Genomic DNA, 20,856 nt, shown 5'->3' on the forward strand with positions numbered 1-20,856 from the left:
CACCACCTCAGCCCACCACGGTCACGGTCCCGGCCCCCACAGTCCTGCCACCCTCACGAATGGCAAACCCGAGCCCCGCCTCCAACGGCACCTCCCGCCCCAACTCCACGGTCATGACAACCGTGTCACCGGGCCGCGCGACGGCGACCTCACCGAGGTCGACGTCCCCCACGACATCCGCCGTGCGGATATAGAACTGCGGCCGATACCCGCTGGCTACCGCGGTCGTACGCCCGCCCTCCCGCGCGGACAGCACATACACCTGCGCGGTGAACCGGCGACTGGGCACCACACTCCCCGGCGCGGCCACCACATGCCCCCGCCGGACGACGTCCCGCGCCACCCCCCGCAGCAGCAACGCCACGCTGTCCCCGGCCTGCGCCTCCTCCATCGGCCTGCCGAAGGTCTCAAGACCCGTGACCACCGTCTCGACCAAGGCCCCGAGCACCTCGACCCGGTCCCCGACCCGCACCGTGCCGCGCTCCACCGCGCCGGTCACGACGGTCCCCCGCCCGGTGATGGTCAGCACGTTCTCCACGGACAGCAGGAACGGCGCGTCCAGATACCGCTCCGGCATCGGCACATACGTGTCGACCGCGTCGAGCAGCGCCTCGACGGACGCCGTCCAGCGCGGGTCGCCCTGCAGCGCCTTCAGGCCCGAGACCCGTACGACGGGTACGGAGTCACCGCCGTAGCCGTGCGCGGTGAGCAGGTCGCGTACCTCCAGCTCGACCAGGTCGGTCAGCTCCTCGTCACCGGCGTCGGCTTTGTTGAGGGCGACGACGATGTGGTCGACGCCCACCTGCCGGGCGAGCAGCACGTGTTCGACGGTCTGCGGCATGATCCCGTCGAGCGCGGAGACGACGAGGATCGCCCCGTCCAGCTGCGCGGCGCCGGTGACCATGTTCTTGACGTAGTCGGCATGGCCCGGCATGTCCACGTGCGCGTAGTGCCGTGTGTCGGTCTCGTACTCCACGTGCGCGATGTTGATGGTGATGCCGCGCGCCGCCTCCTCGGGCGCCCGGTCGATCCGGTCGAACGGCACGAACGCGCCGTTGCCGCGCTCGGCGAGGACCTTGGTGATGGCGGCGGTCAGGGTGGTCTTGCCGTGGTCGACATGACCCATCGTGCCGATGTTGAGATGCGGTTTCGTACGGACGTAGGCCGTCTTGGACATGGCTGTACCTCGAAGCGTCTAGTCATGAAGTGGGACCCCGAGGACCTGCCCGACCCTCCCCTTGCGGGGTCCGACCGGACGAACCGGAGAGGGTCAGCTTCGGGCGCCGTCTGCAACGGCGGTGAGAGCTACGACGGCAGCCTTCGGGGCATCCGTGACCACGGATGCCGCGAGGGTGAAGGCCTGCCGGAACATGACGTCGATCCTTGCCGACGCTTTACCGCACGTCGAATGGTTTTCGGGGGCTGCACGCAAGCGAACGTTCAACTGCCTGTGACGCCGGTGAGACGAACCATACGGCGATCACACACATTTGTCGGTTAGTGTCGCCGGATGCTCGATGCCACCACCCGCTCTGGGGGCACCGCCACGGCCTCTCCCCGGGCCAGCACCGCGGAGCTCGCCGTCGCCGCTTCCCCGGCAACGACCGCCTCGCCCGTCGCACCGACCCGTTTCGCCGCTCGCTGCACGAGAGTGCTGCTCTCCCCGTGGTCGCGGCTGTCCCTGCTCGTCGCCCTGCTCGCCGGGGGCGCGAGCGCGGTGCTGCTGTTCGAGCCGCAGCGGCTGCTCACGGAGGGCTGGCCGCCGCAGCTCGGCGGAGCCGCGGCGGCGGTCGTGTTCGCGTTGGCGTACGGCGTGTGCACCGTGGCGTTCGTGCCGAGGCCGCTGCTGAACCTCGCGGCGGGCGCGCTGTTCGGTTCCCAGCTGGGCACCGGCACGGCTCTGGCGGGCACGGTGCTCGGTGCCGGCATCGCCTTCTGCCTGGGCCGGGCGCTGGGCCAGGACGCCCTGCGGCCGTTGCTGCGCGGGCGCTGGCTGAAGGCCGCGGACGGCCAGCTCAGCCGGCACGGCTTCCGCTCGATGCTGGCGGTGCGGCTGTTCCCCGGCGTGCCGTTCTGGGCCGCGAACTACTGCGCCTCCTTCTCCCGTATGGGCCTGCTGCCGTTCCTGCTGGCGACGGGCCTCGGCTCGATCCCGAACACCGCCGCCTACGTCGTCGCCGGGGCCCGCGCCTCCACGCCGACGTCCCCCGCCTTCCTGATCGCCCTGGCGTGCATCGCCGTGCCCGCGCTGGTGGGCGTGGTGGTGGCGTGGCGCAAGCGGCACCAGCTGCGCCGCCTCTGACGAATCGTTACACCTGACCGGGGCGCGACCCTGGTCAGGTCACACCCGTTCCAGCACCATGGCGTTGGCGAGCCCGCCCGCCTCGCACATCGTCTGGAGTCCGTACCGGGCGCCCCGTTCCCGCATCGCGTGCACCAGCGTCGTCGTCAGCCGGGTCCCGCTCGCACCGAGGGGATGACCGAGCGCGATGGCGCCGCCGTGCACGTTGACCCGGGCGAGGTCGGCGCCGGTCTCCTGCTGCCAGGCCAGTACGACACTGGAGAACGCCTCGTTGACCTCGAACAGGTCGATGTCGTCCAGGGTCAGCGACGCCCTGCGCAGCACCTTCTCGGTCGCCGGTACGACGCCGGTCAGCATCAGCAGCGGGTCGGAGCCGGTGACGGCGAAGCTGTGCAGCCGGGCGAGCGGGCGCAGTCCGAGCCGGGCGGCCGTCTCGCTCGACGTGATGAGCACCGCCGAGGCGCCGTCGTTGACCGGGCTGGCGTTGCCCGCCGTGACGTTCCACTCGATCTGCGGGAAGCGTTCGGCGAAACCGGGGTCGTAGTAGGCGGGCTTGAGCCCGGCGAGTATCTCGGTGGTGCTGCCGGGCCGTACGCACTCGTCGCGGGTGACGCCCTCCAGCGGCGCGGTCTCGGCGTCGAAGAGCCCGTCCTCCCACGCCGCGGCGGCCTTCCGGTGGGAGGAGACCGCGAAGGCGTCCATCCGCTCGCGGCCGACCGACCACTTGGCGGCGATCAGCTCGGCGCTGACGCCCTGCGGGACGAGCCCCTCGGGGTAGCGCTCGGCGACACCGGGGCCGAAGGGATCTTTGCCCGCGGGCACGTTGGACCACATCGGCACCCGGCTCATCGACTCGACCCCGCAGGCCACGACGAGGTCGTACGCGCCCGAGAGCACGCCCTGCGCCGCGAAGTGCACGGCCTGCTGCGAGGAGCCGCACTGGCGGTCCACGGTGGTCGCGGGCACCGACTCCGGGAAGCCCGCCGAGAGGACGGCGTAGCGGGTGGTGTTCATGGCCTGCTCGCCGACCTGGTCGACGGTGCCGCCGATGACGTCGTCGATCAGCGCCGGGTCGACGCCGGAGCGCTCGACGAGGGCGCGCAGGGTGTGGGCGAGCAGTTCCACGGGGTGGACGTGCGCGAGGGCGCCGTTCTCCTTGCCCTTGCCCATCGGCGTGCGTACGGCTTCGACGATGACTGCGTCACGCATGGTGCGGGCCTCCATGACTACCCCGGACTACCCGGGCTACCAGTGAGTAGGAACTCCGAACTCACCGTAGCCCGATGGGTTGGAAAATCCAACCCTCTCCTAGACTGAGGTCCATGGCCGCCAGCAAAGACCCGCGCCCCTGTTCCATCGCCGACACCCTCGCGCTCGTGGGCGAGAAGTACTCCCTGCTCGTGCTGCGGGAGGTGTGCCTCGGCAACGGCCGGTTCGATCAGCTGGTGCGCAACATCGGCGCCCCGCGCGACATCCTCGCCACACGGCTGCGCCGGCTCGTCGACGCCGGGATCCTGACCAAGCAGCTCTACAGCGAGCGCCCGCAGCGCTTCGAGTACCGGCCCTCGCAGGCGGGACTGGAGCTGGAGCCCGTACTGATGACTCTCATGGCGTGGGGCGACCGCCATCTGCGGACGGACGGCGACCGCCCCATGGTCCTCGAGCACTCCTGCGGCCGGGCGCTCGCTCCGGCCGTCACCTGCCGGGCCTGCGGAGACGAGGTGCGCCACGAGGACCTCACGGCCCGCCCACAGGCGCCCGGCTGGACGGTGACGGGCCCGGCGGCGGTCTGATCCGGCCCACGCGGACCGCCTTCCAAACCCCTGCGTCCCAGGGGTTCATCCGGGGACGCTACGCTTCCCCCTCGGCGCACCTGATCGCACCGTCATCTCATACGGCGGCTTGGTGTGCCCGTCGCCCGTCCCGCACCGGCACTTGGACTCCGCTACCTCATGTCTTGGTTCGAATCACTCATCCTCGGACTCGTCCAGGGGCTGACCGAGTTCCTCCCCGTCTCCTCCAGCGCGCACCTGCGGCTGACGGCGGCCTTCCTGGACTGGAAGGACCCGGGTGCGGCCTTCACGGCGATCACCCAGATCGGCACCGAGGCCGCCGTGCTGATCTACTTCCGCAAGGACATCGGACGGATCCTGTCCGCGTGGACGCGCTCGCTCACCGACAAGGCGCTGCGCAGCGACCCGGACGCACGGATGGGCTGGCTCGTGATCGTCGGCTCGATCCCGATCGGTGTGCTCGGCGTGACGCTGAAGGACCAGATCGAGGGACCCTTCCGCGACCTGCGGCTCACGGCGACGATGCTGATCGGCATGGGCATCGTCCTGGGCGTCGCCGACCGGCTTGCCGCCCGGGACGAACAGGGCGGCAAGCACCGCGCGCCCAAGCAGCGCAAGGCCCTGGCGGACCTGGGCGTCCGGGACGGACTGATCTACGGCGCCTGCCAGGCCATGGCCCTGATCCCGGGCGTCTCCCGCTCCGGCGCCACCATCAGCGGCGGCCTGTTCATGGGCTACACGCGCGAGGCCGCGGCCCGCTACTCCTTCCTGCTCGCCATCCCCGCCGTACTCGCCTCCGGCCTGTTCGAGCTCAAGGACGCGACCGAGGGCGGCCATGTGTCGTGGGGGCCGACGATCTTCGCGACGATCGTCGCGTTCCTGGTCGGATATGCCGTGATCGCGTGGTTCATGAAGTTCATCACGACCAAGAGCTTCATGCCGTTCGTCTACTACCGCATCGCCCTCGGCATCCTCATCATCGTCCTGGTGTCGATGGGCGCGCTGAGCCCGCACGCGGCCGAGTCCGCGGGCTGAGCCGCCGCCCTGTGACCCGCGTCTCGTGACCAACCGCATAGGGCTTCCGTAGCCGTCCGGTAGCGGGCTGTCAGTGGGTGCCCCTAGGCTTGCCCGCATGTCCCCCGATTTCTCGACCCCTGGTTCCGTGCGATCCGCCGCCGAGGTCAACGAGGAGATCCGTGCGCTGTGGCGGCGCACGGGCGGCAAGCTGTCCGCCGAGGAGCGGGCGGAGTACGAGTTCCTGGTCGTCGAGTGGGCGGCCGCGATCCGCGGCGAGGTCGTCGAGGCGGCCTGAGCACCCCCCCACTCAACTGCCCTTTTTCGTCACACCCCTTGGCTCCACCCCCTCCATGCCCAACACTGAGCCGATGACGCAGCGCGTGGAGCTCGCTACCGTGAGGGACCGGCTGGCGGTCGACGAACTGATCACCGACTACGCGGTGGCGGTCGACGACGGCGACTGGGAGGCGTACCGGGGCCTGTTCGCCCCGGACGGGCGGGCGGACTACCGCTCGGCCGGCGGCATCGAGGGAGAGGCCACGGCGGTCGCGTCCTGGCTGGCCGAGAGCATGCGGCTGTTCACCGTGCGGCAGCACCTGATCGTCAACCGGCGGGTGCGCTTCGGAATCCGGGAACAGGACACCGGCGACACGGCCGAGGTCCAGGCCGACTACGTCAACCCCATGGCCACCGCGGGCCCCGCACCCGACTTCGTGTGCGGCGGCCGGTACGCCTTCGCGCTGCTGCGCACGGACGACGGCTGGCGGCTGAGCACGGTGGTCGTCCAGGAGAAGTGGCGGCGCCTTCCCGAGCGGCGGAAGACACCTGTGATCAACTGACCCGGCGTCCGCTGTCCTAGATCGTCCGCAGGGCGCACACTGGAGGCACCCGCGGGGTAGGAGGCGCCTATGAAGACGCTCGGCCACTGGCTCGCCTCCCCGTGGCGGCGCTCGGCCGCCTCCGTGATCGCGGGCGCCCTTCCCGTACTGGCCTATCCCGCCCCCTCCCTGTGGTGGTTCGCCTACGTCGCACTGGTCCCCTGGCTCCTGCTGCTGCGCACCGCGCCCACCGGCAAGCGGGCGGCGTACGACGGCTGGTGCGGGGGCTTCGGCTTCATGCTGGCGATGCACCACTGGCTGCTGCCCTTCCTGCACGTCTTCACGTTCGTCATCGCCGCGCTGCTCGGCGCCCTGTGGGCCCTGTGGGGATGGCTCGCACACCGGCTGCTGGCAGGTGAGCCCACGCGGCTGCGGATCGCGGCCGCGCTCCTCGTCCTGCCGTCCGGCTGGCTGGCCGTCGAGCTGGTCCGCTCCTGGCAGGGCCTCGGCGGCCCCTGGGGCATGCTCGGCTCCAGCCAGTGGCAGGTGGAACCGGCACTGCGGCTCGCCTCGGTCGGCGGGGTGTGGCTGCTGAGCTTTCTGGTCGTCGCGGTCAATGTCGCCGTCGCCGTCCTGGTGGCGGTGCGCCGGGCCCGGGTGCCCGCCGTGGCCTCTCTCGTCGCCACGGCCGCCGCCACCTCGGCGGCCTGGGCCTTCTCCCCTCGCCCGGACGTCGAAGGCGAGGTCAGGATCGCCGTGGTCCAGCCGGGCGTCATCGACGGCGGCAGGAGCGCGGACCGCCGCTTCGACCGGGAGGAACAGCTCACCCGCCGACTCGCCGGGCAGGACGTCGACCTGATCGTCTGGGGCGAGAGCAGCGTCGGCTTCGATCTCGGTGACCGGCCCGACCTCGCCCGGCGGCTCGCGGCGCTGTCCCGCGCGACGGACGCCGGCATCCTGGTCAACGTGGACGCCCGGCGCTCCGACAAGCCCGGCATCTACAAGAGCTCGATCCTGGTCGGCCCGGACGGCCTGACCGGCGAGCGCTACGACAAGATGCGTCTCGTGCCGTTCGGCGAGTACATCCCGGCCCGCTCCCTGCTCGGCTGGGCCACCTCGGTCGGCAAGGCGGCGGGCGAGGACCGCAGGCGCGGTTCCCAGCCGGTCGTGATGAACGTGGGAAACGAGCTGCGCGCCGGCCCGATGGTGTGCTTCGAGACCGCCTTCCCCGATATGACCCGCCACCTCACCCGGGAAGGCGCCGACGTACTGATCGGCCAGTCGTCGACGTCCACGTTCCAGCAGAGCTGGGCGCCCGAGCAGCACGCCTCACTGGCCGCGCTGCGGGCCGCCGAGACCGGCCGTCCGATGGTCCACGCGACGCTGACCGGTGTCTCGGCCGTCTACGGCCCGAGCGGACAGCGGATCGGACCGTGGCTCGGGACGGACGCGTCCGTCGCGCAGGTCTACGAGGTCCCCCTCGCCCACGGCACGACGCCCTACGTCCGCCTCGGCGACTGGACGGTGTACGCGGCGATGCTGATCCTCGCGGCCTGGGCCGCCGGCGAGGGCGTACGGACCCTGCGGCTCAGGCGGTCGGCTCCTGAACCGCGCGTACGACCCGCTCGCACAGTTCATGGGTCTCCAGCGCGTCCCGGGCGCTGAGCACCTTCCCCGCCCGGACCGCGTCCAGGAACGCCAGCACCGCCTGCTCGATCCCGCGCTGCCGGGCCACCGGCACCCAGTCCCCCCGCCGCCGGACGGTCGGCTGCCCCTTGTGGTCGACCACCTCGGCGAGGTTGATCACCTGCCGCTTGGTGTCCTGCCCGGACACCTCGAGGACCTCCTCGGCCGAACCGCTGAGCCGGTTCATCACGCCCAGCGCCGTGAAGCCGTCCCCGGCGAGCTGGAGCACCAGGTGGTGCAGCAGGCCGTCCCGGACACGGGCGCGCACGGTCACGTCGTCGACCTCGCCGGGCGCCAGGAACCGCAGGGTGTCGACGACGTGGATGAAGTCGTCGAGGATCATCGTGCGCGGCTCCTCCGGCAGCCCGACGCGGTTCTTCTGCATCAGGATCAGCTCGCGCGGATGGTCGGCGCACTGCGCGTAGCAGGGGGCGTAGCGCCGGTTGAAGCCGACGGCGAGGCTTACGCCCCGCTCCTCGGCGAGCGCCACCAGGCGTGCGGAGTCGTCGAGTTCGTAGGCGAGCGGCTTGTCGACGTACGTCGGTACGCCCGCTTCCAGCAGCCGCGTCACGATCTCCGGGTGCACGAGCGTCGGGGCGTGCACGAAGGCGGCGTCGATGCCCTGGGCGAGGAGGGAGTCGAGGGTGGTGTGCCGCCGCTCCCGCGGGACGTGGAGGCCGTCGGCGACCCGGTCGAGCGTGGCGGGCGTACGGGTCTGCAGGTGCAGTTCGACCTCTGGCTGGAAGGCGAGGACCGGCAGGTAGGCCTTCTGCGCGATGTCGCCGAGTCCGATGCAGCCGACCTTCACGGGGTGCTCCTCCAACGGTTGCCTTCCGGGGTCTGCTCGGAAGCATACGGCCGCTGCGGCGGGCGCCAGTCGGCGATGCCGTCGAAGCCGCGCAGGAACAGGGCGGGCCCGGCCTTCGACAGCGCGGCCACGGCCGTGTCGCGTACGGCGATCCCGGCGCGGCTCGTCATGAGGTTGAGCCGGGCGACCCGCACGGCCTTCCGTGCGACGGTGGTCGTACGGGGCAGCCGGGCGGCGGTGTAGGCGGGGAGGTCGTCGCAGTGGTGGGCGAGGACGACCGCGTCCTCGATCGCCTGATTGCCACCCTGGCCGAGGGTCGGAGGCATGGCGTGCGCCGCGTCGCCGACGAGGGCGACCCGGCCGTGGTCGTAGGCGGGCAGGGGTTCGGCGATGTGGCGGACGTCGTGGCGCAGGACGTCCTCGGGGCGGGCGGCGGCGAGCACGGCGGGGATCGGGTCGTGCCAGTCGCCGAAGCGGCGCAGCAGCTCGGCCCGCTCGCTGTCGGGCGCGCGTCCGCCGAGGGGTGTCACGGCGGCGGCGTAGGCGTATACGCGGCCGTCCTTGAGTGGGTGCGTGCCCCAGATGCGGCCCCTCCCCCAGGTCTCGTGCGAGGCGAACTCGGCACCGGGGACGGGGATCACGACCCGCCAGGTGGTGAACCCCGAGTACACCGTCCCCGGGTGGCCGGGGAAGAGCGCCCGGCGTACGGCGGACCGGACTCCGTCGGCGCCCACCACCAGGTCGGCCTCCAGCTCGCCGTCCGCGGTGGTGACCCGGGCGGGCCGGCCGGTGTCGCCGCTGTCCGCGAGGGTCGCGGCGGCGTCCGTCCGGACGGCGCCCGTCGGGAGCAGTGCGGCCAGGCGCTCGACGAGGGTGGCGCGGTGCAGCAGCACGAGCGGGCCGCCGAAGCGCTCGGCGGCGGCGTCGGCGGAGGAGCGCGAGAGCCACCGCCCGGACGGGGTGCGCAGGCCGCCGTCCCCCGCCCAGGCGGCGAGTCCGCGGATCTCGTCGCCGAGGCCGATGACGTCCAGGGCGCGCAGGGAGTTGGGAGCGAGGGAGATGGCCGCACCGACCGGCTCCAGCGAGCGGGCGCGCTCCAGCACGGTGACCTGCCAGCCGCGCCGGTGCAGAGCGGCCGCCGCGGTCAGACCTCCGATCCCTCCGCCGATCACGACGGCCCGCCTCGACTGCGCCATGGCTCCTCCTCGAACCGCGTCGACTACATCTGTAGTGAGCCTCAACTCTACTACAGGTGTAGTGAGACGGGTAGCGTGAGCCCCATGTCCGTACGCACCACCGGCCCCTCCCGCGCCGACCTCGTCGCCGACACCGCCCTCACCCTGCTCGCCGAGCGCGGGATGCGGGGCCTCACACACCGGGCGGTCGACGAGACGGCCGGACTCCCTCAGGGGTCCACGTCCAACCTCGCGCGGACCCGGCAGGCCCTGCTGGAGCTGGCGGTGCGGCGCCTGGCCGACCGAGAGGCCCGGGTGCTGGCCCTGCACGAGATGCCGGACCCGCGGTCCGGGACCGACTCCCTCGCGAATGCCCTGGCCCTGGCGACCCACCGCGCCCTGACGAACAACCGCGCCCTCACACTCGCCCGCTACGAACTGGCCCTGGAGGCGACCCGCCGCCCCGAACTGCGTGCCTACTTCGACGCGACAGGCGCCCGCTTCCGCGACCAGCTCACCGCCCTGGTCAAGGGAATGGGCTCGACGGACCCGGCCCGGCACACGCTGTCCCTGATCGCCTGGGCGGACGGGCTGATGTTCAGCTGCGTCGCGGGGTCGTTCGGTTCCGGGACGCCGAGCCTGGAGGAGGTGCGGGCCGGGCTGCGGGAGCTGCTCGAGGGAATGCTCGGCGGCTGAAAACCCCTGGGCCGTCCGGGCGAGTTGGGAAAGGATGCGGGCATGACCACAGAGCGCACCGAACCCGCCACCGACGCCGCCGAACGCGCCATGCTGGAAGGCTGGCTCGAGTACCACCGGCAGACCCTCGCGTGGAAGTGCGAGGGCCTGAGCGACAAGCAGCTCAGGACGGCATCCGTCGAGCCCTCCGAACTGTCCCTGATGGGGCTGGTGCGGCACATGGCGGAGGTGGAGCGGGGCTGGTTCCGCAAGGTGCTGACGAACGAGGACGCGCCGCCGATCTACTTCAGCGACGAGGACCCGGACGGCGAGTTCCGTCTGACCGAGGCGGACACGTACCAGGAGGCGTACGCCACCTGGCAGGCCGAGATCGAGACCGCCCGGCGCAACGCCGCCCGCTTCGCCCTGGACGACCTCTCCGAGGGCAAGCACCGCCGCACCGGCGAGCGGTTCAATCTGCGCTGGCTCTACACCCACATGATCGAGGAGTACGCGCGGCACAACGGCCACGCCGATCTGATCCGCGAGCGCCTCGACGGCTCGACCGGCGACTGACGTCACCCACGACCCACCGGCGCCCTCCGTACGGGGCGGGACATCACCCGTGCGGGGCATCCTCAGGCTGTCCGCTGTCCTACCAGGGGCCGGACGCACCAGAGTTGCGCGGGTGCATCGAACGACGACCACAGCGACGCTCCTGGTGACCGTGGCGGTCTCGGCCCTCTCCGGCTGTGTGACGGTCCAGGATCCTCCCGTCCCCGGGCCCCCGGCGACACCGTCCCGGCCGTCGGCGCCCCGGCCGGAGGAGCAGGTCGTGCAGGCACCGGCCCGGGAGGCCCTGGAACTCATCGAGGGGTCCCGCCGCCCGGAGCCGACCGTGTCCGCGTCCCGGCCGGTCACGCCCCCGGCGGCCGCACCGGAGCGACGGCAGCCGCCGTCCGGCCCCCACGACGCCCGCCCGCGCCCCGCCCGCCCGGAACGCCGGGCACCGTCCCCGCGCACCCCCCAGCGGCCACCCGCCGCCGATCTGCCCGACGTGCCGGAGTCGGTACGTCAGGACGTCCGCAAGAACGTCCCGAAGAACGCGGACGTGTGCGCGCTGGGCACGCGCTACGGGGGGTGGCGGGCGGACAGCCCCGAGGCGACCATCTGCCGCGACACGTACCGGCGTTGACCGGCCGCCTCAGGGCCGCTGCCGGAACGGCGTCCAGGTCGCTCCGCCGCCTTCTCCCAGCCGGGACTCCAGCCGTTCGATGGCGGCCCAAACGCCGTCGCCGTAACGGTCGTGGGCGAGGGCGGCGGCGGTTCTCCTGGCCCGTCGCAGATGCGTGCGGGCCGCGTCGTACCGGCCGAGCCTGAGGTAGTCGTCGGCGAGGTTCAGGTGCAGGGAGGGGTAGAACGCGCGCACAGCCTCGCCGGAGGGGAGCCCGTCCGCGGAGATCTCCTCCGCCGCGGTCAACGCGCGCAGGTCCCAGGCCAGTTCGTCGCCGGGGTCGTCCTGCGTGTCGGCCAGGTAGTGCGCGAGGGTGCAGCGGTGCAGCGGGTCGCCGTGCTCCCCGATCTCCGCCCACAGTTCCAGGAACCGGTGCCGGGCCTCCTCCCGGTCCCCGGCGTGGTGCAGCATGACGACCTGCCCGATCCGGGTCAGCACGGTGTCCGGCGCCGTCTGCTCCTGCCGCTCCATCGCCACGCCCTCCGCGCACTCGCCGGCTGCTCCTCCGACGCTAACCGGAGACGGAGACGATCCGGCTCAGGCCGGTCCGTACGCACGGGGCCTTCCGGGAGGAACGCCCCGCCGTGCGCCGGCCGGCCTCAGCCCAGGTTCGGGATCGTCCAGTCGATCGGCTCGTGCCCCTGGGCCGCGACCGCCGCGTCGATCTGGGTGAACGGACGCGAGCCGAAGAACTTCTTCGCCGACAGCGGCGACGGGTGCGCGCCCTTGACCACCACATGCCGCGACTCGTCGATCAGCGGGAGCTTCTTCTGCGCGTAGTTCCCCCACAGCACGAACACCGCCGGGTCGGGCCGGTCGGCGACCGCGCGGATCACGGCGTCGGTGAACCTCTCCCAGCCCCGGCCCTTGTGCGAGTTGGCCTCCCCGCCCCGGACCGTGAGCACCGCGTTGAGCAGCAGGACGCCCTGCTCGGCCCACGGCATCAGATAGCCGTTGTCCGGGATCGGCGCGCCGAGCTCCTCGTGCATCTCCTTGTAGATGTTCCGCAGGGACGGCGGGATCCGCACACCGGGCCGGACCGAGAAGCACAGCCCGTGCCCCTGGCCCTCGCCGTGGTAGGGGTCCTGCCCGAGGATCAGGACCTTCACCTTCTCGTAGGGCGTGGCGTCCAGCGCGGCGAAGACCTCCTCGCGCGGCGGATGCACGGGACCCTTCGCCCGCTCCTCCTCGACGAACTCCGTCAGCTCCTTGAAGTAGGGCTGCTGCAGCTCGTCGCCCAGAACCCCGCGCCAGGACTCGGGCAGCATGGCGGTGTCGGTCACGTCAACGTCCTCACGATGTGCGGTCACTTCCAGGCCTCAGAACCTACAGGCGACCACTGACAACGTGCCCGGGAAAGCCCGGTGCCGACCCGCCTACCAGGCGGTCTTTCGGTGCAGCTCCCACAGCATCATGATCGTCGACGGGTCAAGGGCCCGCTCCGCGCCCGAGACGTCCCGGCTGGCGGCCACGTACTGCCTGCCCTGCCACAGCGGCAGCAGTCGCGCGTCGTCCACCAGGATCCGCTGGGCCTCCTCGAACTCCTTCTCCACGTTCGCGCGATCGCTCTCGCGGCGCGACCGGGGCAGCAGGTCGCCGGTGATCTCGGGGGCCGGGTAGGGCGTGCCGAGGGCGTTCTGCTCGCCGACGAACGGCGCGATGAAGTTCTCGGCGTCCGGGAAGTCGGGGAACCAGCCACGCCCGAACACCGGGTACTCGCCCTTCTGGTAGCCCTCGACGTACGTCTTCCAGGGCCGGCTCTTCAGGTTGATCGTGAAGAGGCCGGAGTCCTCTAGCTGGCGCTTCAGCTCCTTGAACTCCTCGGCGGTCTCGGAGCCGTAACGGTCGCTCGTGTACCAGAAGGTGAGCGGGACCCGCTGGTTGATGCCCGCGTCGCTGAGGATCTCGCGGGCCTTGTCGACGTCGGGGTCGCCGTAGTCGTCGAAGAAGCCCGTGGTGTGGCCCGTGAGGCCCTTGGGGACCATGGAGTACAGCGGGTCGACGGTGTCCTTGTAGACCTTGTGGGTGATCGCCGCCCGGTCGATGACCTGCGCGATGGCCTGACGCACGGGCTTGCGCTTGGCCCAGGAGTCCTTCGGGTTGAACACCAGGTAGTTGATGTCCGTGCCCGAGCCCTCGACGAGCTGGATCTCCTCCTCGTTGGAGGTCTTGCTCTGGAGGTCGACGACGTCGCCGGCGGCCAGACCGCGGTAGGTCACGTCGATCTGCTCGTCGCGCAGGGCCTTGACCATGGCGCCGGAGTCCTGGAAGTAGCGGATGGTCACCGCGTCGTTCCGGCGCTCCGCGTAGCCCTTGTAGCCGTCGTTGCGGACGAGGGCGGCTTCCTTGCCCTCCTCGTACGAGTCGAGCGTGTAGGGCCCGGAGCCGACAGCGTCGTTCTCCTTGCGCAGGGAGTTCTCCGGGTAGGCCCCCGGGGAGACGATCGACATGGCGGGGGTGGCGAGCACGAACGGGAAGGTGGCGTCTGGCTTGTTGAGGTGGAAGATCACCTCACGCTCGTTCGGCGCCTGGACCCGTTCGAGGCTGCCCAGCAGACCGGCGGGGCCGCCGTTGACGTTGATCTTGCGGATCCGGTCGAAGGAGTACTTGACCGCCTGGGCGTCGAGCGCGTCGCCGTTGGAGAACTTCAGGCCCTCGCGCAGCTCGCAGCGGTACACCTGGTTCGAGGAGTCGCTGAAGCCGCACTGCTCGGCGGCGTCCGGCTGGGGCTCGCTCGCGCCCGTCGGATAGCTCAGCAGCGTCTGGTAGATGTTGCGGAACAGCTCCCAGGAGCTGTCCCACGAGGCCGCGGGATCGAGCGTGCTGGGCGAACTGGTGGTGCCCACGACGATCGGCCCCTCGTCCTCCGGGGTGTCGGACGACAACACGCCACACCCGGTGAGAAGGGACGATATGGACGCGATGGCCGCCGCCTGCCGCAGGCGTCGGTTCCGGTTGAACACGCGCACGCTCCTCGATCTGCCATACCAAGGGTCGGCAGACCATACCGCAGTGCCCGGCCCGCTGCCCCTCCCCGGTGCATGACTCCTTGATCGATAAACCCTTGACGACGTTGTCATCGCCCTTTGCGAGGGCTTTACGTCGGACGGGCGCCCCTGGATGTCCAGGGGCGCCCGTGCCGAGCCGCGTACGCGTTCGCGTCAGCCCGTGCCGGCGTTGAGGAAGATGCCGCCGTCCACGACGAGCGTCTGGCCGGTGACCCAGTCGGACTGCCCGGAGGTGAGGAACGCGGCGGCACCGCCGATGTCGGAGGGCACGCCGAGCCGGCCGAGCGGGTAGGCCGCGGCGGCCTCCTCCTCCCGGCCCTCGTACAGGGCCTGGGCGAACTTGGTCTTCACGACGGCCGGGGCGATCGCGTTGACCCGGACCTTGGGCGCGTACTCGTGCGCGAGCTGCACCGTCAGGTTGATCATCGCCGCCTTGCTGATGCCGTAGGCGCCGATGAACGGCGAGGGTGAGAGGCCGGCGACCGAGGCGATGTTGACGATGGCGCCGCCGTTGTCCTTCTGCCAGGCGTGCCAGGTCTTCTGGGCGAAGCCGAGCGCGGAGACCACGTTGGTCTCGAAGACCTTGCGCGCGACGTTCAGGTCGAGGTCGGCGATCGGCCCGAACACCGGGTTCGTACCTGCGTTGTTGACCAGGAAGTCGACGCGGCCGAAGGCCTCCATCGTGCGCTCGACGGCGACGGCCTGGTGAGCCTCGTCGTGCGCCTTGCCCGCGACGTAGATCGCGCGGTCGGCGCCGAGCTGCTCGACGGCCTCCTTGAGGGAGTCCTCGTTACGGCCGGTGACGCACACGCGGTCGCCGCGCGCGACGAGCGCCTCGGCGACGCCGTAGCCGATGCCGCGGCTGCCGCCCGTGACGAGGGCGACCTTGCCGGAGAGTTCCACGGAAGTCATGTCTTTCGTCCTCTAGTCGAGCGGTCCGCCGGCCACGTACAGCACCTGGCCGGAGACGAATCCGGCCGCCTCGCCCGTGAAGAAGGCGATGGCGTTGGCGATGTCGTCCGGCTCACCGACCCGGGCGACCGGGATCTGGGTGGCGGCGGCGGCCTTGAAGTCCTCGAAGCCCATGCCGACGCGGTCGGCGGTGGCCTTGGTCATCTCGGTGGCGATGAAGCCGGGGGCGACGGCGTTGGCGGTCACACCGAACTTGCCGAGCTCCTTGGCGAGTGTCTTGGTGAACCCCTGCAGACCCGCCTTGGCCGCGGAGTAGTTCACCTGGCCGCGGTTGCCCAGTGCCGAGGACGACGAGAGGTTGACGATGCGCCCGAATCCCGCGTCCACCATGTGCTTCTGACAGGCCTTGGACATCAGGAAGGCGCCGCGCAGGTGCACGTTCATGACGGTGTCCCAGTCGGAGACGCTCATCTTGAACAGCAGGTTGTCGCGCAGCACGCCCGCGTTGTTGACCAGAATCGTCGGCGCGCCGAGCTCCTCGGCGACACGGGCGATCGCGGCCTCGACCTGGGCCTCGTCGGAGACGTCGGCACCGACCGCGATGGCCTTGCCGCCCGCCGCGGTGATCTTCTCGACGGTGTCCTTGCAGGCGGCCTCGTCGAGGTCGATCACGGCGACCGCACGACCCTCGGCGGCCAGCCGTACGGCGGTGGCGGCACCGATACCGCGCGCGGCGCCGGTGACTACGGCGACCCGCTGCTCAGTGGTGGACATGGCTGCTTCTCCTCAGGTGAGCGACCGCTTAGTACCTTCAGTGGGTGTGACGCTAGAAGCCCTGGCACGTGGTGTCAACGGCCACGGCGTGCGTGTGATCCATTACCCGCTCCACTCGCGCCGACGGCACACCTCCGGACACCCGATCGGCCCACGGCCACGCGCCGCCGCGACACTCGGACCCTAGCGTCGAAGCCCGAGCCACTCGTGGCCGGAAGGGAGGCGCCCCATGCGCCGTCGCACCGGTGCCATGGGCACACTGTTCGCGATCGCCGCGATCGTGCCATTGGCCGAACCCGCTCACGCCCGACAAGACCTGGACTGCCGCGACTTCTCCTTCCAGGAGGACGCTCAGGCCGTCTTCGACGCGGATCCGAGCGATCCCAACAGACTCGACGAGGACCAGGGCCCGGACGACGGCATCGCGTGTGAGGTGCTGCCCCGCCGCGGTGTCATCTCCCCCACCACCTCTGCCGCCCCGTCCGCTCCCGTCACCACCACGCCCACCATTGCCCCGTCCCGAGGTGTACGAGGCGGACTCGGAGGCGCGGTGGCCACGGGGCCGAGCGACTGGGATCTGGCCATAGGCCTGACATTCGCGGCGGGCGCCGCGCTCCCGGCCGGCTACCTGGTGAAACGCCGCCGGAACCGACGCTCGGCCGGGTGAGTGATCCATCACCTCACCAGCAGGTCCAGCAACCGCTCCGTCTCCGCCGCCGGATCCGTGGTCAGCCCGGTGTGAACGGGACCGGGCTGGACGATGGTCGAACGAGGGGCGACGATCCAGCGGAAGCGGCGGCCCGCGTCGTCGCCCGCGGCCTGGCCGGCCGCGGGGCCGCCCGTGCAGATGTTCTCCACGGCGCGCAGCGCGGCCCGGACACCGGCCACGTCCGCGTGGGGGTCGAGGGCCAGCAGCCGCGCTTCGTCGAGGTGGGTGCGCGCGCCGACGTAGGACTCGGCACGGCAGTAGACGAGGACCCCGGCGTTGATGTACTCGCCGCGCTCGACGCGTGGGACGACGCGCAGGACGGTGTACTCGTAGATCTGGCGGTCCCGGGTACCGCCCCTGATGATGTGCCGGTCGCTCACTTGGCCCCCTGGACGCGGTCGTGGATGACGGCGGCCCGGGCGAGCAGCGGCCGCGTGTAGGCCTGCCTCAGATCGTCCGGCGTGTCGAAGCCGGGCTCGTCGGCCAGCCAGGCGTCCGGGATCCGCGCGGTGACCTCGGCGAGCAGTTCCTCGGTGACCAGGGGCGCCAACTCGGCCGCGGCGGCGGCGACGTCGGGCGCGAAGGGCGCGAGGGCGTGGTCGGAGGCGTCGTAGGGGCGGGCCGCCGAGGCCTGCGCGCCGGGCCAGTTGTGGTGCCAGATCATGGTCGCGCCGTGGTCGACGAGCCATACCTCGCCCCGCCACATCAGCAGGTTGGGGTTGCGCCAGGACCGGTCGACGTTGTTGACCAGCGCGTCGAACCAGACGATCCGCCCGGCTTCCTCGGGATCCACCCGGAACGCGAGCGGGTCGAAGCCGAGCGCGCCGGAGAGGAAGTCCATCCCGAGGTTGGTGCCGCCGCTGGACCTGAGCAGGCTCTGCACCTCCTGGTCGGGCTCGCCCAGCCCCAGCTCCGGATCGAGTTCGACCGTCACCAGGCGTGGCACCCGCAGCCCCAGCCGGCGGGCGAGCTCCCCGCAGACCACCTCGGCGACGAGCGTCTTGCGGCCCTGTCCCGCGCCCCTGAACTTCAGGACGTACATCCCGTGGTCGTCGCCCTCGACGAGTCCCGGCAGCGAACCGCCCTCGCGCAGCGGCGCGATGAAACGGGTCGCGATCACTTCCTTGAGCATCGCCCCAGGTTACTGACGTGGACGGAGGTACAGGCGACGGCCTCGCGGCGGTGGGCCGGAACCCGACAGCGAACCGACAGCTCCGCTTTACCCACGTCCCTCCGCGAACGAGTCAGGATCTCGACACTGTCTGAACAGCCGGTCCTCAAGGGCCGTACCTCTCCGCAGATCACGAATCCCCGGAAGGAACGTCAGCATGACCAGCGAATCAGTTCAGCCGATGTCCGGACCGAGCCGCCGTGCTGTCGTGGCGGCAGCTGGCGCGGCGGGACTCACCGTCGCGCTGACGGCGTGCGGGTCCGACGACAAGGCATCCGGCTCGTCCACCGAACAGGGCGCCGGCGGTGGAGCGGTGCTCGCGAAGACATCCGACATCCCGGAGGGCGGCGGCAAGATCTTCAAGGACGAGAAGGTCGTGGTCTCCCAGCCGACCGCGGGCGAGTACAAGGCGTTCTCGACGGTCTGCACCCACCGGGACTGTCCGATGGTCGACCTCAAGGACGACATCATCTCCTGCACCTGCCACGGCAGTCAGTTCTCCGTCCTCGACGGCAGCGTGAAGAAGGACCCCGCGGTAAAACCGCTGGAGGCGAAGCAGATCAGCGTGAACGGCGACTCCATCACGCTGGCCTGACCCCGCGCGCACGCCTCAGACACGCCGACACCTCGTCCGTGGTAGCGACCGTGGCGACCAACGCGAGGGTGTGGCGGATCATCGCGGGGGTGTAGTCGGACGGCACTCCCGCGATGGCGTCCGTCGGGACGACGGCGGTGTAGCCGCGGTTCACGGCGTCGAACACGGCGTTGGGGACGGCCACGTTGGCCGATACGCCGGTGACGATCAGGGTGCGGCAGCCGAGGTTGCGCAGCAGCGGGTCGACATCGGTGCCCTGGAGGGGCGACAGCCCGTGCAGGCGTCGTACGACGAGGTCCTCGTCGGCGACCTCGATCGGGGCGGCGACCCGCACCGCGGGCGTACCGGACAACTGCTGGACGGGCAAGCGTGCGGCGGCCCGGAAGAGGCGGGCGTTGCGGTTGGCGCCGCGGCCGTCGGGACGGCGCTCGGCGACGGCGTGGACGACCTGGACGCCGCCTTCGTGGGCGGCGGCCACCAGGCGGGCGACATTGGCGAGCACGCCACCGGAGCGGGCCTCGGCGGCGAGTTCGGGCAGTGCGCTGTGCGCTCCGACGACGCCCTCCTGGCACTCGACGGTGAGCAGCACGGTGGTCAGCGGATCGAGGAGTTCGCTGAGCTCGTCGTACGAGGGCACGGTTCCCCCTGGGCGCCGGCGGCCGTTCGGGCGAGGGTAGCCACCGTTGCGCACGGAAGGAAGAGCACTCATTCTTTTCTGACGTGATGTCAGAGGATCTCCTCTGACACGACGTGAGAAGAAGAAAGAGGGGGAGCATGACCGTCACGCAGCAGCGCCGGGGCCGGAAGATCATGATGACGCCGGGCGAGCTGGACGATTTCCTCACCACGCAGCGCACCTGCCGGGTCGCCACGATCTCGGCCGACGGCGCTCCGCACGTGAGCACGCTGTGGTTCGCCTGGGACGGCGCCTCGATGTGGCTGTACTCGGTCGTACGCAGCAAGCGCTGGACCGACCTCAGGCGCGACCCCCGGGTGGCGATCGTGGTCGACACCGGCGAGGAGTACGACGAGCTGCGCGGCGCCGAGCTGTCGGGTGCCGTCGAGTTCGTGGGCGAGATCCCGCGCACGGGCGAGCTGCGCGCCGAACTCGACGTCCCGGAGACGCTGTTCGCACGGAAGAACTTCGGCCTGGAGGAGATGCCGCACGACGGGCGGCACGCCTGGATACGCCTGACACCGGAGAAGATCGTCTCCTGGGACTTCCGCAAGCTCGGGCCCGCCTGAGAGGCTCCGGAGCCCGCGCGGGGCGCTCAGGTGACGCTCTCCCCGGCCGCCCGCAGGGCCTTGACCGCCGCCCTGATCGACGGGCGGCGGTCGGCGTCCGCGCGCCAGACGACGTAGACATGCCGCCGGACCCGCTGCCTGACCGGGACGGTCACGACCCCGTCGGGCACCGGGTGGCGGCCGAGCAGCGGGGCGATGCACACACCGAGGCCCGCGGCGACCAGCCCGAGCTGTGTATGGGTCTCGGCGGCGCGATGGCCGACGATCGGCTCGATGCCCTTCGAGCGGAGGGTGAACATCAGCCACTCGTGGCAGAACTCGCCCTCGCCCCAGGTGATCCACTCGTCGTCGGCGAACTCCGCGAGGTCCACCTCGTCACGGCCCGCGAGCCGGTGGTCCGCCGGCATGGCGACATCCGCGGGGTCGTCCAGGATCGGCGCCTTGACCAGGCCGTCCGGCAGCGCCATCGGCTTGTTGTACCAGTCGAGGACCACGGCGAGGTCGAGGTCGCCGCGCACGACTGAGGCGATGCCGCGCTCCGGTTCCAGCTCGCAGGAGCGCAGCCGAAGCGCGGGGTGCCGCTCGCGCAGCGCGGACAGCGCGTGCGGGAACAGGCCACGGGCGGCTGTCGGGAACGCCGACAGTCTGAGCTCGCCGGCGACCTCGCCGCGCTGCGCCTCCAGATCGGACCGGGCGAGTTCGACCTGGGACAGGATGCGCGCGGCGTGCTCGGCGAGCAGCCGGCCCGCGTCGGTGAGCCGCACACCCCGGCCGTTCTTGGCGAGGAGTTGCTGACCGACCTCCCGCTCCAGCTTGGACATCTGCTGGGAGACCGCGGAGGTCGTGATGTGCAGGCCCGCGGCCGCGCCGCTGACCGAGCCGTGCCGCGCGAGGGCGTCGAGGGTGCGCAGGCGCTCCAGATTCAACACCTAAG

25 protein-coding genes are annotated in these 20,856 nt (G+C 71.3%); 12 read left to right on the forward strand and 13 right to left on the reverse strand.

Translation table 11 applies throughout. From position 1 onward, the window contains the following. Positions 1-7 precede the first annotated feature (7 nt). A complete protein-coding gene (tuf, locus tag ACFZBT_RS25905; RefSeq protein ID WP_391107735.1) occupies positions 8-1,177 on the reverse strand; it encodes an elongation factor Tu in 1,170 nt (389 codons plus the stop codon). A 333-nt stretch (positions 1,178-1,510) separates the two neighbouring features. Between tuf and ACFZBT_RS25910 the strand changes: the two genes are divergently transcribed. Further along, a complete protein-coding gene (locus ACFZBT_RS25910; RefSeq protein WP_391107738.1) occupies positions 1,511-2,302 on the forward strand; it encodes a VTT domain-containing protein in 792 nt (263 codons plus the stop codon). A gap of 39 nt (positions 2,303-2,341) precedes the next feature. On the opposite strand, the gene ACFZBT_RS25915 is transcribed toward ACFZBT_RS25910, so the two are convergent. Then, positions 2,342-3,511: an acetyl-CoA C-acyltransferase gene (locus tag ACFZBT_RS25915; protein ID WP_391107741.1), complete on the reverse strand. Its 1,170-nt coding sequence runs from the start codon at positions 3,509-3,511 to the stop codon at positions 2,342-2,344. 113 nt (positions 3,512-3,624) lie between these two features. On the opposite strand from ACFZBT_RS25915, the gene ACFZBT_RS25920 reads away from it, so the two are divergent. From ACFZBT_RS25920 to lnt, 5 genes are all read left to right on the forward strand, one after another. Continuing rightward, positions 3,625-4,095 (forward strand): winged helix-turn-helix transcriptional regulator, encoded by a 471-nt coding sequence (locus ACFZBT_RS25920; RefSeq protein WP_391107744.1) that lies wholly within the window; start codon positions 3,625-3,627, stop codon positions 4,093-4,095. Between the two features lie 159 nt (positions 4,096-4,254). Next, entirely contained in the window at positions 4,255-5,130 is an 876-nt protein-coding gene (locus ACFZBT_RS25925; protein ID WP_391107747.1) for an undecaprenyl-diphosphate phosphatase, read from the forward strand. Between the two features lie 97 nt (positions 5,131-5,227). Further along, complete coding sequence (locus ACFZBT_RS25930) at positions 5,228-5,407, forward strand: hypothetical protein (RefSeq protein WP_184599516.1); 180 nt, start codon at positions 5,228-5,230, stop codon at positions 5,405-5,407. A 73-nt stretch (positions 5,408-5,480) separates the two neighbouring features. Beyond that, on the forward strand, positions 5,481-5,951 hold the full coding sequence (locus ACFZBT_RS25935; RefSeq protein ID WP_391107751.1) for a nuclear transport factor 2 family protein: 471 nt from the start codon (positions 5,481-5,483) through the stop codon (positions 5,949-5,951). 69 nt (positions 5,952-6,020) lie between these two features. After that, positions 6,021-7,595, forward strand: coding sequence for an apolipoprotein N-acyltransferase (lnt, locus tag ACFZBT_RS25940; protein WP_391107754.1), 1,575 nt, complete (start codon positions 6,021-6,023; stop codon positions 7,593-7,595). Here lnt and ACFZBT_RS25945 read toward each other — a convergent pair. Beyond that, positions 7,519-8,424, reverse strand: coding sequence for a Gfo/Idh/MocA family oxidoreductase (locus ACFZBT_RS25945; protein WP_391107757.1), 906 nt, complete (start codon positions 8,422-8,424; stop codon positions 7,519-7,521). The genes lnt and ACFZBT_RS25945 overlap by 77 nt on opposite strands. Beyond that, positions 8,421-9,620, reverse strand: a complete 1,200-nt coding sequence (locus ACFZBT_RS25950) for an FAD-dependent oxidoreductase (RefSeq protein ID WP_391107760.1) — start codon at positions 9,618-9,620, stop codon at positions 8,421-8,423. The genes ACFZBT_RS25945 and ACFZBT_RS25950 overlap by 4 nt, the downstream gene beginning before the upstream one ends. A gap of 84 nt (positions 9,621-9,704) precedes the next feature. Here ACFZBT_RS25950 and ACFZBT_RS25955 point away from each other — a divergent pair, with 84 nt between their 5' ends. From ACFZBT_RS25955 to ACFZBT_RS25965, 3 genes are all read left to right on the forward strand, one after another. Beyond that, entirely contained in the window at positions 9,705-10,295 is a 591-nt protein-coding gene (locus ACFZBT_RS25955) for a TetR family transcriptional regulator C-terminal domain-containing protein (RefSeq protein WP_391107763.1), read from the forward strand. Between the two features lie 42 nt (positions 10,296-10,337). Continuing rightward, positions 10,338-10,850: a DUF664 domain-containing protein gene (locus ACFZBT_RS25960; protein WP_391107765.1), complete on the forward strand. Its 513-nt coding sequence runs from the start codon at positions 10,338-10,340 to the stop codon at positions 10,848-10,850. A gap of 112 nt (positions 10,851-10,962) precedes the next feature. After that, a complete protein-coding gene (locus ACFZBT_RS25965; RefSeq protein ID WP_391107768.1) occupies positions 10,963-11,469 on the forward strand; it encodes a hypothetical protein in 507 nt (168 codons plus the stop codon). 9 nt (positions 11,470-11,478) lie between these two features. On the opposite strand, the gene ACFZBT_RS25970 is transcribed toward ACFZBT_RS25965, so the two are convergent. The 5 genes from ACFZBT_RS25970 to fabG all read right to left on the reverse strand — a co-directional run bounded on the left by ACFZBT_RS25970 (position 11,479) and on the right by fabG (position 16,202). Next, positions 11,479-11,979 (reverse strand): hypothetical protein, encoded by a 501-nt coding sequence (locus ACFZBT_RS25970; RefSeq protein ID WP_391107771.1) that lies wholly within the window; start codon positions 11,977-11,979, stop codon positions 11,479-11,481. A gap of 128 nt (positions 11,980-12,107) precedes the next feature. After that, positions 12,108-12,791, reverse strand: coding sequence for a uracil-DNA glycosylase (locus tag ACFZBT_RS25975; RefSeq protein ID WP_391107773.1), 684 nt, complete (start codon positions 12,789-12,791; stop codon positions 12,108-12,110). Between the two features lie 93 nt (positions 12,792-12,884). Beyond that, the gene (locus ACFZBT_RS25980; protein WP_391107776.1) at positions 12,885-14,471 is read right to left on the reverse strand and encodes an ABC transporter substrate-binding protein; all 1,587 of its coding nucleotides are present in this window, start codon (positions 14,469-14,471) and stop codon (positions 12,885-12,887) included. A 198-nt stretch (positions 14,472-14,669) separates the two neighbouring features. Further along, the gene (locus tag ACFZBT_RS25985; RefSeq protein ID WP_193482095.1) at positions 14,670-15,428 is read right to left on the reverse strand and encodes an SDR family oxidoreductase; all 759 of its coding nucleotides are present in this window, start codon (positions 15,426-15,428) and stop codon (positions 14,670-14,672) included. Between the two features lie 12 nt (positions 15,429-15,440). Continuing rightward, entirely contained in the window at positions 15,441-16,202 is a 762-nt protein-coding gene (gene fabG, locus ACFZBT_RS25990; RefSeq protein WP_189724524.1) for a 3-oxoacyl-ACP reductase FabG, read from the reverse strand. Between the two features lie 229 nt (positions 16,203-16,431). On the opposite strand from fabG, the gene ACFZBT_RS25995 reads away from it, so the two are divergent. Further along, the gene (locus ACFZBT_RS25995) at positions 16,432-16,869 is read left to right on the forward strand and encodes an excalibur calcium-binding protein (RefSeq protein WP_391107781.1); all 438 of its coding nucleotides are present in this window, start codon (positions 16,432-16,434) and stop codon (positions 16,867-16,869) included. A gap of 8 nt (positions 16,870-16,877) precedes the next feature. Here the strand turns inward: ACFZBT_RS25995 and ACFZBT_RS26000 are convergent, their stop codons facing one another. Continuing rightward, positions 16,878-17,291: a DUF3037 domain-containing protein gene (locus ACFZBT_RS26000; protein WP_391107784.1), complete on the reverse strand. Its 414-nt coding sequence runs from the start codon at positions 17,289-17,291 to the stop codon at positions 16,878-16,880. After that, the gene (locus tag ACFZBT_RS26005; protein WP_391107787.1) at positions 17,288-18,043 is read right to left on the reverse strand and encodes a HipA family kinase; all 756 of its coding nucleotides are present in this window, start codon (positions 18,041-18,043) and stop codon (positions 17,288-17,290) included. The genes ACFZBT_RS26000 and ACFZBT_RS26005 overlap by 4 nt, the downstream gene beginning before the upstream one ends. Before the next feature lie 196 nt (positions 18,044-18,239). On the opposite strand from ACFZBT_RS26005, the gene ACFZBT_RS26010 reads away from it, so the two are divergent. Beyond that, positions 18,240-18,677: a Rieske 2Fe-2S domain-containing protein gene (locus ACFZBT_RS26010; RefSeq protein ID WP_391107790.1), complete on the forward strand. Its 438-nt coding sequence runs from the start codon at positions 18,240-18,242 to the stop codon at positions 18,675-18,677. Here the strand turns inward: ACFZBT_RS26010 and ACFZBT_RS26015 are convergent. Continuing rightward, positions 18,664-19,314 (reverse strand): isochorismatase family protein, encoded by a 651-nt coding sequence (locus ACFZBT_RS26015; RefSeq protein WP_391107793.1) that lies wholly within the window; start codon positions 19,312-19,314, stop codon positions 18,664-18,666. The genes ACFZBT_RS26010 and ACFZBT_RS26015 overlap by 14 nt on opposite strands. Positions 19,315-19,451: 137 nt before the next feature. Between ACFZBT_RS26015 and ACFZBT_RS26020 the strand changes: the two genes are divergently transcribed. Then, positions 19,452-19,922: a pyridoxamine 5'-phosphate oxidase family protein gene (locus ACFZBT_RS26020; protein WP_391107795.1), complete on the forward strand. Its 471-nt coding sequence runs from the start codon at positions 19,452-19,454 to the stop codon at positions 19,920-19,922. A 26-nt stretch (positions 19,923-19,948) separates the two neighbouring features. Here the strand turns inward: ACFZBT_RS26020 and ACFZBT_RS26025 are convergent, their stop codons facing one another. Continuing rightward, complete coding sequence (locus ACFZBT_RS26025) at positions 19,949-20,851, reverse strand: LysR substrate-binding domain-containing protein (RefSeq protein ID WP_391107798.1); 903 nt, start codon at positions 20,849-20,851, stop codon at positions 19,949-19,951. Positions 20,852-20,856 lie beyond the last annotated feature (5 nt).

Source organism: Streptomyces sp. NPDC008137 (assembly GCF_042957035.1).
Lineage (GTDB): Bacteria > Actinomycetota > Actinomycetes > Streptomycetales > Streptomycetaceae > Streptomyces.

Excerpts from the sequence above, each read along its gene's own strand:
- ACFZBT_RS25955 (WP_391107763.1), top strand. The coding sequence starts at position 9,705 with ATGTCCGTACGCACCACCGGCCCCTCCCGCGCCGACCTCGTCGCCGAC.
- ACFZBT_RS25920 (WP_391107744.1), top strand. The coding sequence starts at position 3,625 with ATGGCCGCCAGCAAAGACCCGCGCCCCTGTTCCATCGCCGACACCCTC.
- fabG (WP_189724524.1), bottom strand. The coding sequence starts at position 16,202 with ATGTCCACCACTGAGCAGCGGGTCGCCGTAGTCACCGGCGCCGCGCGC.
- ACFZBT_RS25995 (WP_391107781.1), top strand. The coding sequence starts at position 16,432 with ATGCGCCGTCGCACCGGTGCCATGGGCACACTGTTCGCGATCGCCGCG.
- ACFZBT_RS25925 (WP_391107747.1), top strand. The coding sequence starts at position 4,255 with ATGTCTTGGTTCGAATCACTCATCCTCGGACTCGTCCAGGGGCTGACC.
- ACFZBT_RS25950 (WP_391107760.1), bottom strand. The coding sequence starts at position 9,620 with ATGGCGCAGTCGAGGCGGGCCGTCGTGATCGGCGGAGGGATCGGAGGT.
- ACFZBT_RS25930 (WP_184599516.1), top strand. The coding sequence starts at position 5,228 with ATGTCCCCCGATTTCTCGACCCCTGGTTCCGTGCGATCCGCCGCCGAG.
- ACFZBT_RS26010 (WP_391107790.1), top strand. The coding sequence starts at position 18,240 with ATGACCAGCGAATCAGTTCAGCCGATGTCCGGACCGAGCCGCCGTGCT.
- ACFZBT_RS25970 (WP_391107771.1), bottom strand. The coding sequence starts at position 11,979 with ATGGAGCGGCAGGAGCAGACGGCGCCGGACACCGTGCTGACCCGGATC.
- ACFZBT_RS25985 (WP_193482095.1), bottom strand. The coding sequence starts at position 15,428 with ATGACTTCCGTGGAACTCTCCGGCAAGGTCGCCCTCGTCACGGGCGGC.
- ACFZBT_RS25960 (WP_391107765.1), top strand. The coding sequence starts at position 10,338 with ATGACCACAGAGCGCACCGAACCCGCCACCGACGCCGCCGAACGCGCC.
- ACFZBT_RS26005 (WP_391107787.1), bottom strand. The coding sequence starts at position 18,043 with ATGCTCAAGGAAGTGATCGCGACCCGTTTCATCGCGCCGCTGCGCGAG.
- ACFZBT_RS25910 (WP_391107738.1), top strand. The coding sequence starts at position 1,511 with ATGCTCGATGCCACCACCCGCTCTGGGGGCACCGCCACGGCCTCTCCC.
- lnt (WP_391107754.1), top strand. The coding sequence starts at position 6,021 with ATGAAGACGCTCGGCCACTGGCTCGCCTCCCCGTGGCGGCGCTCGGCC.
- ACFZBT_RS26020 (WP_391107795.1), top strand. The coding sequence starts at position 19,452 with ATGACCGTCACGCAGCAGCGCCGGGGCCGGAAGATCATGATGACGCCG.
- ACFZBT_RS25915 (WP_391107741.1), bottom strand. The coding sequence starts at position 3,511 with ATGCGTGACGCAGTCATCGTCGAAGCCGTACGCACGCCGATGGGCAAG.
- tuf (WP_391107735.1), bottom strand. The coding sequence starts at position 1,177 with ATGTCCAAGACGGCCTACGTCCGTACGAAACCGCATCTCAACATCGGC.
- ACFZBT_RS25935 (WP_391107751.1), top strand. The coding sequence starts at position 5,481 with ATGACGCAGCGCGTGGAGCTCGCTACCGTGAGGGACCGGCTGGCGGTC.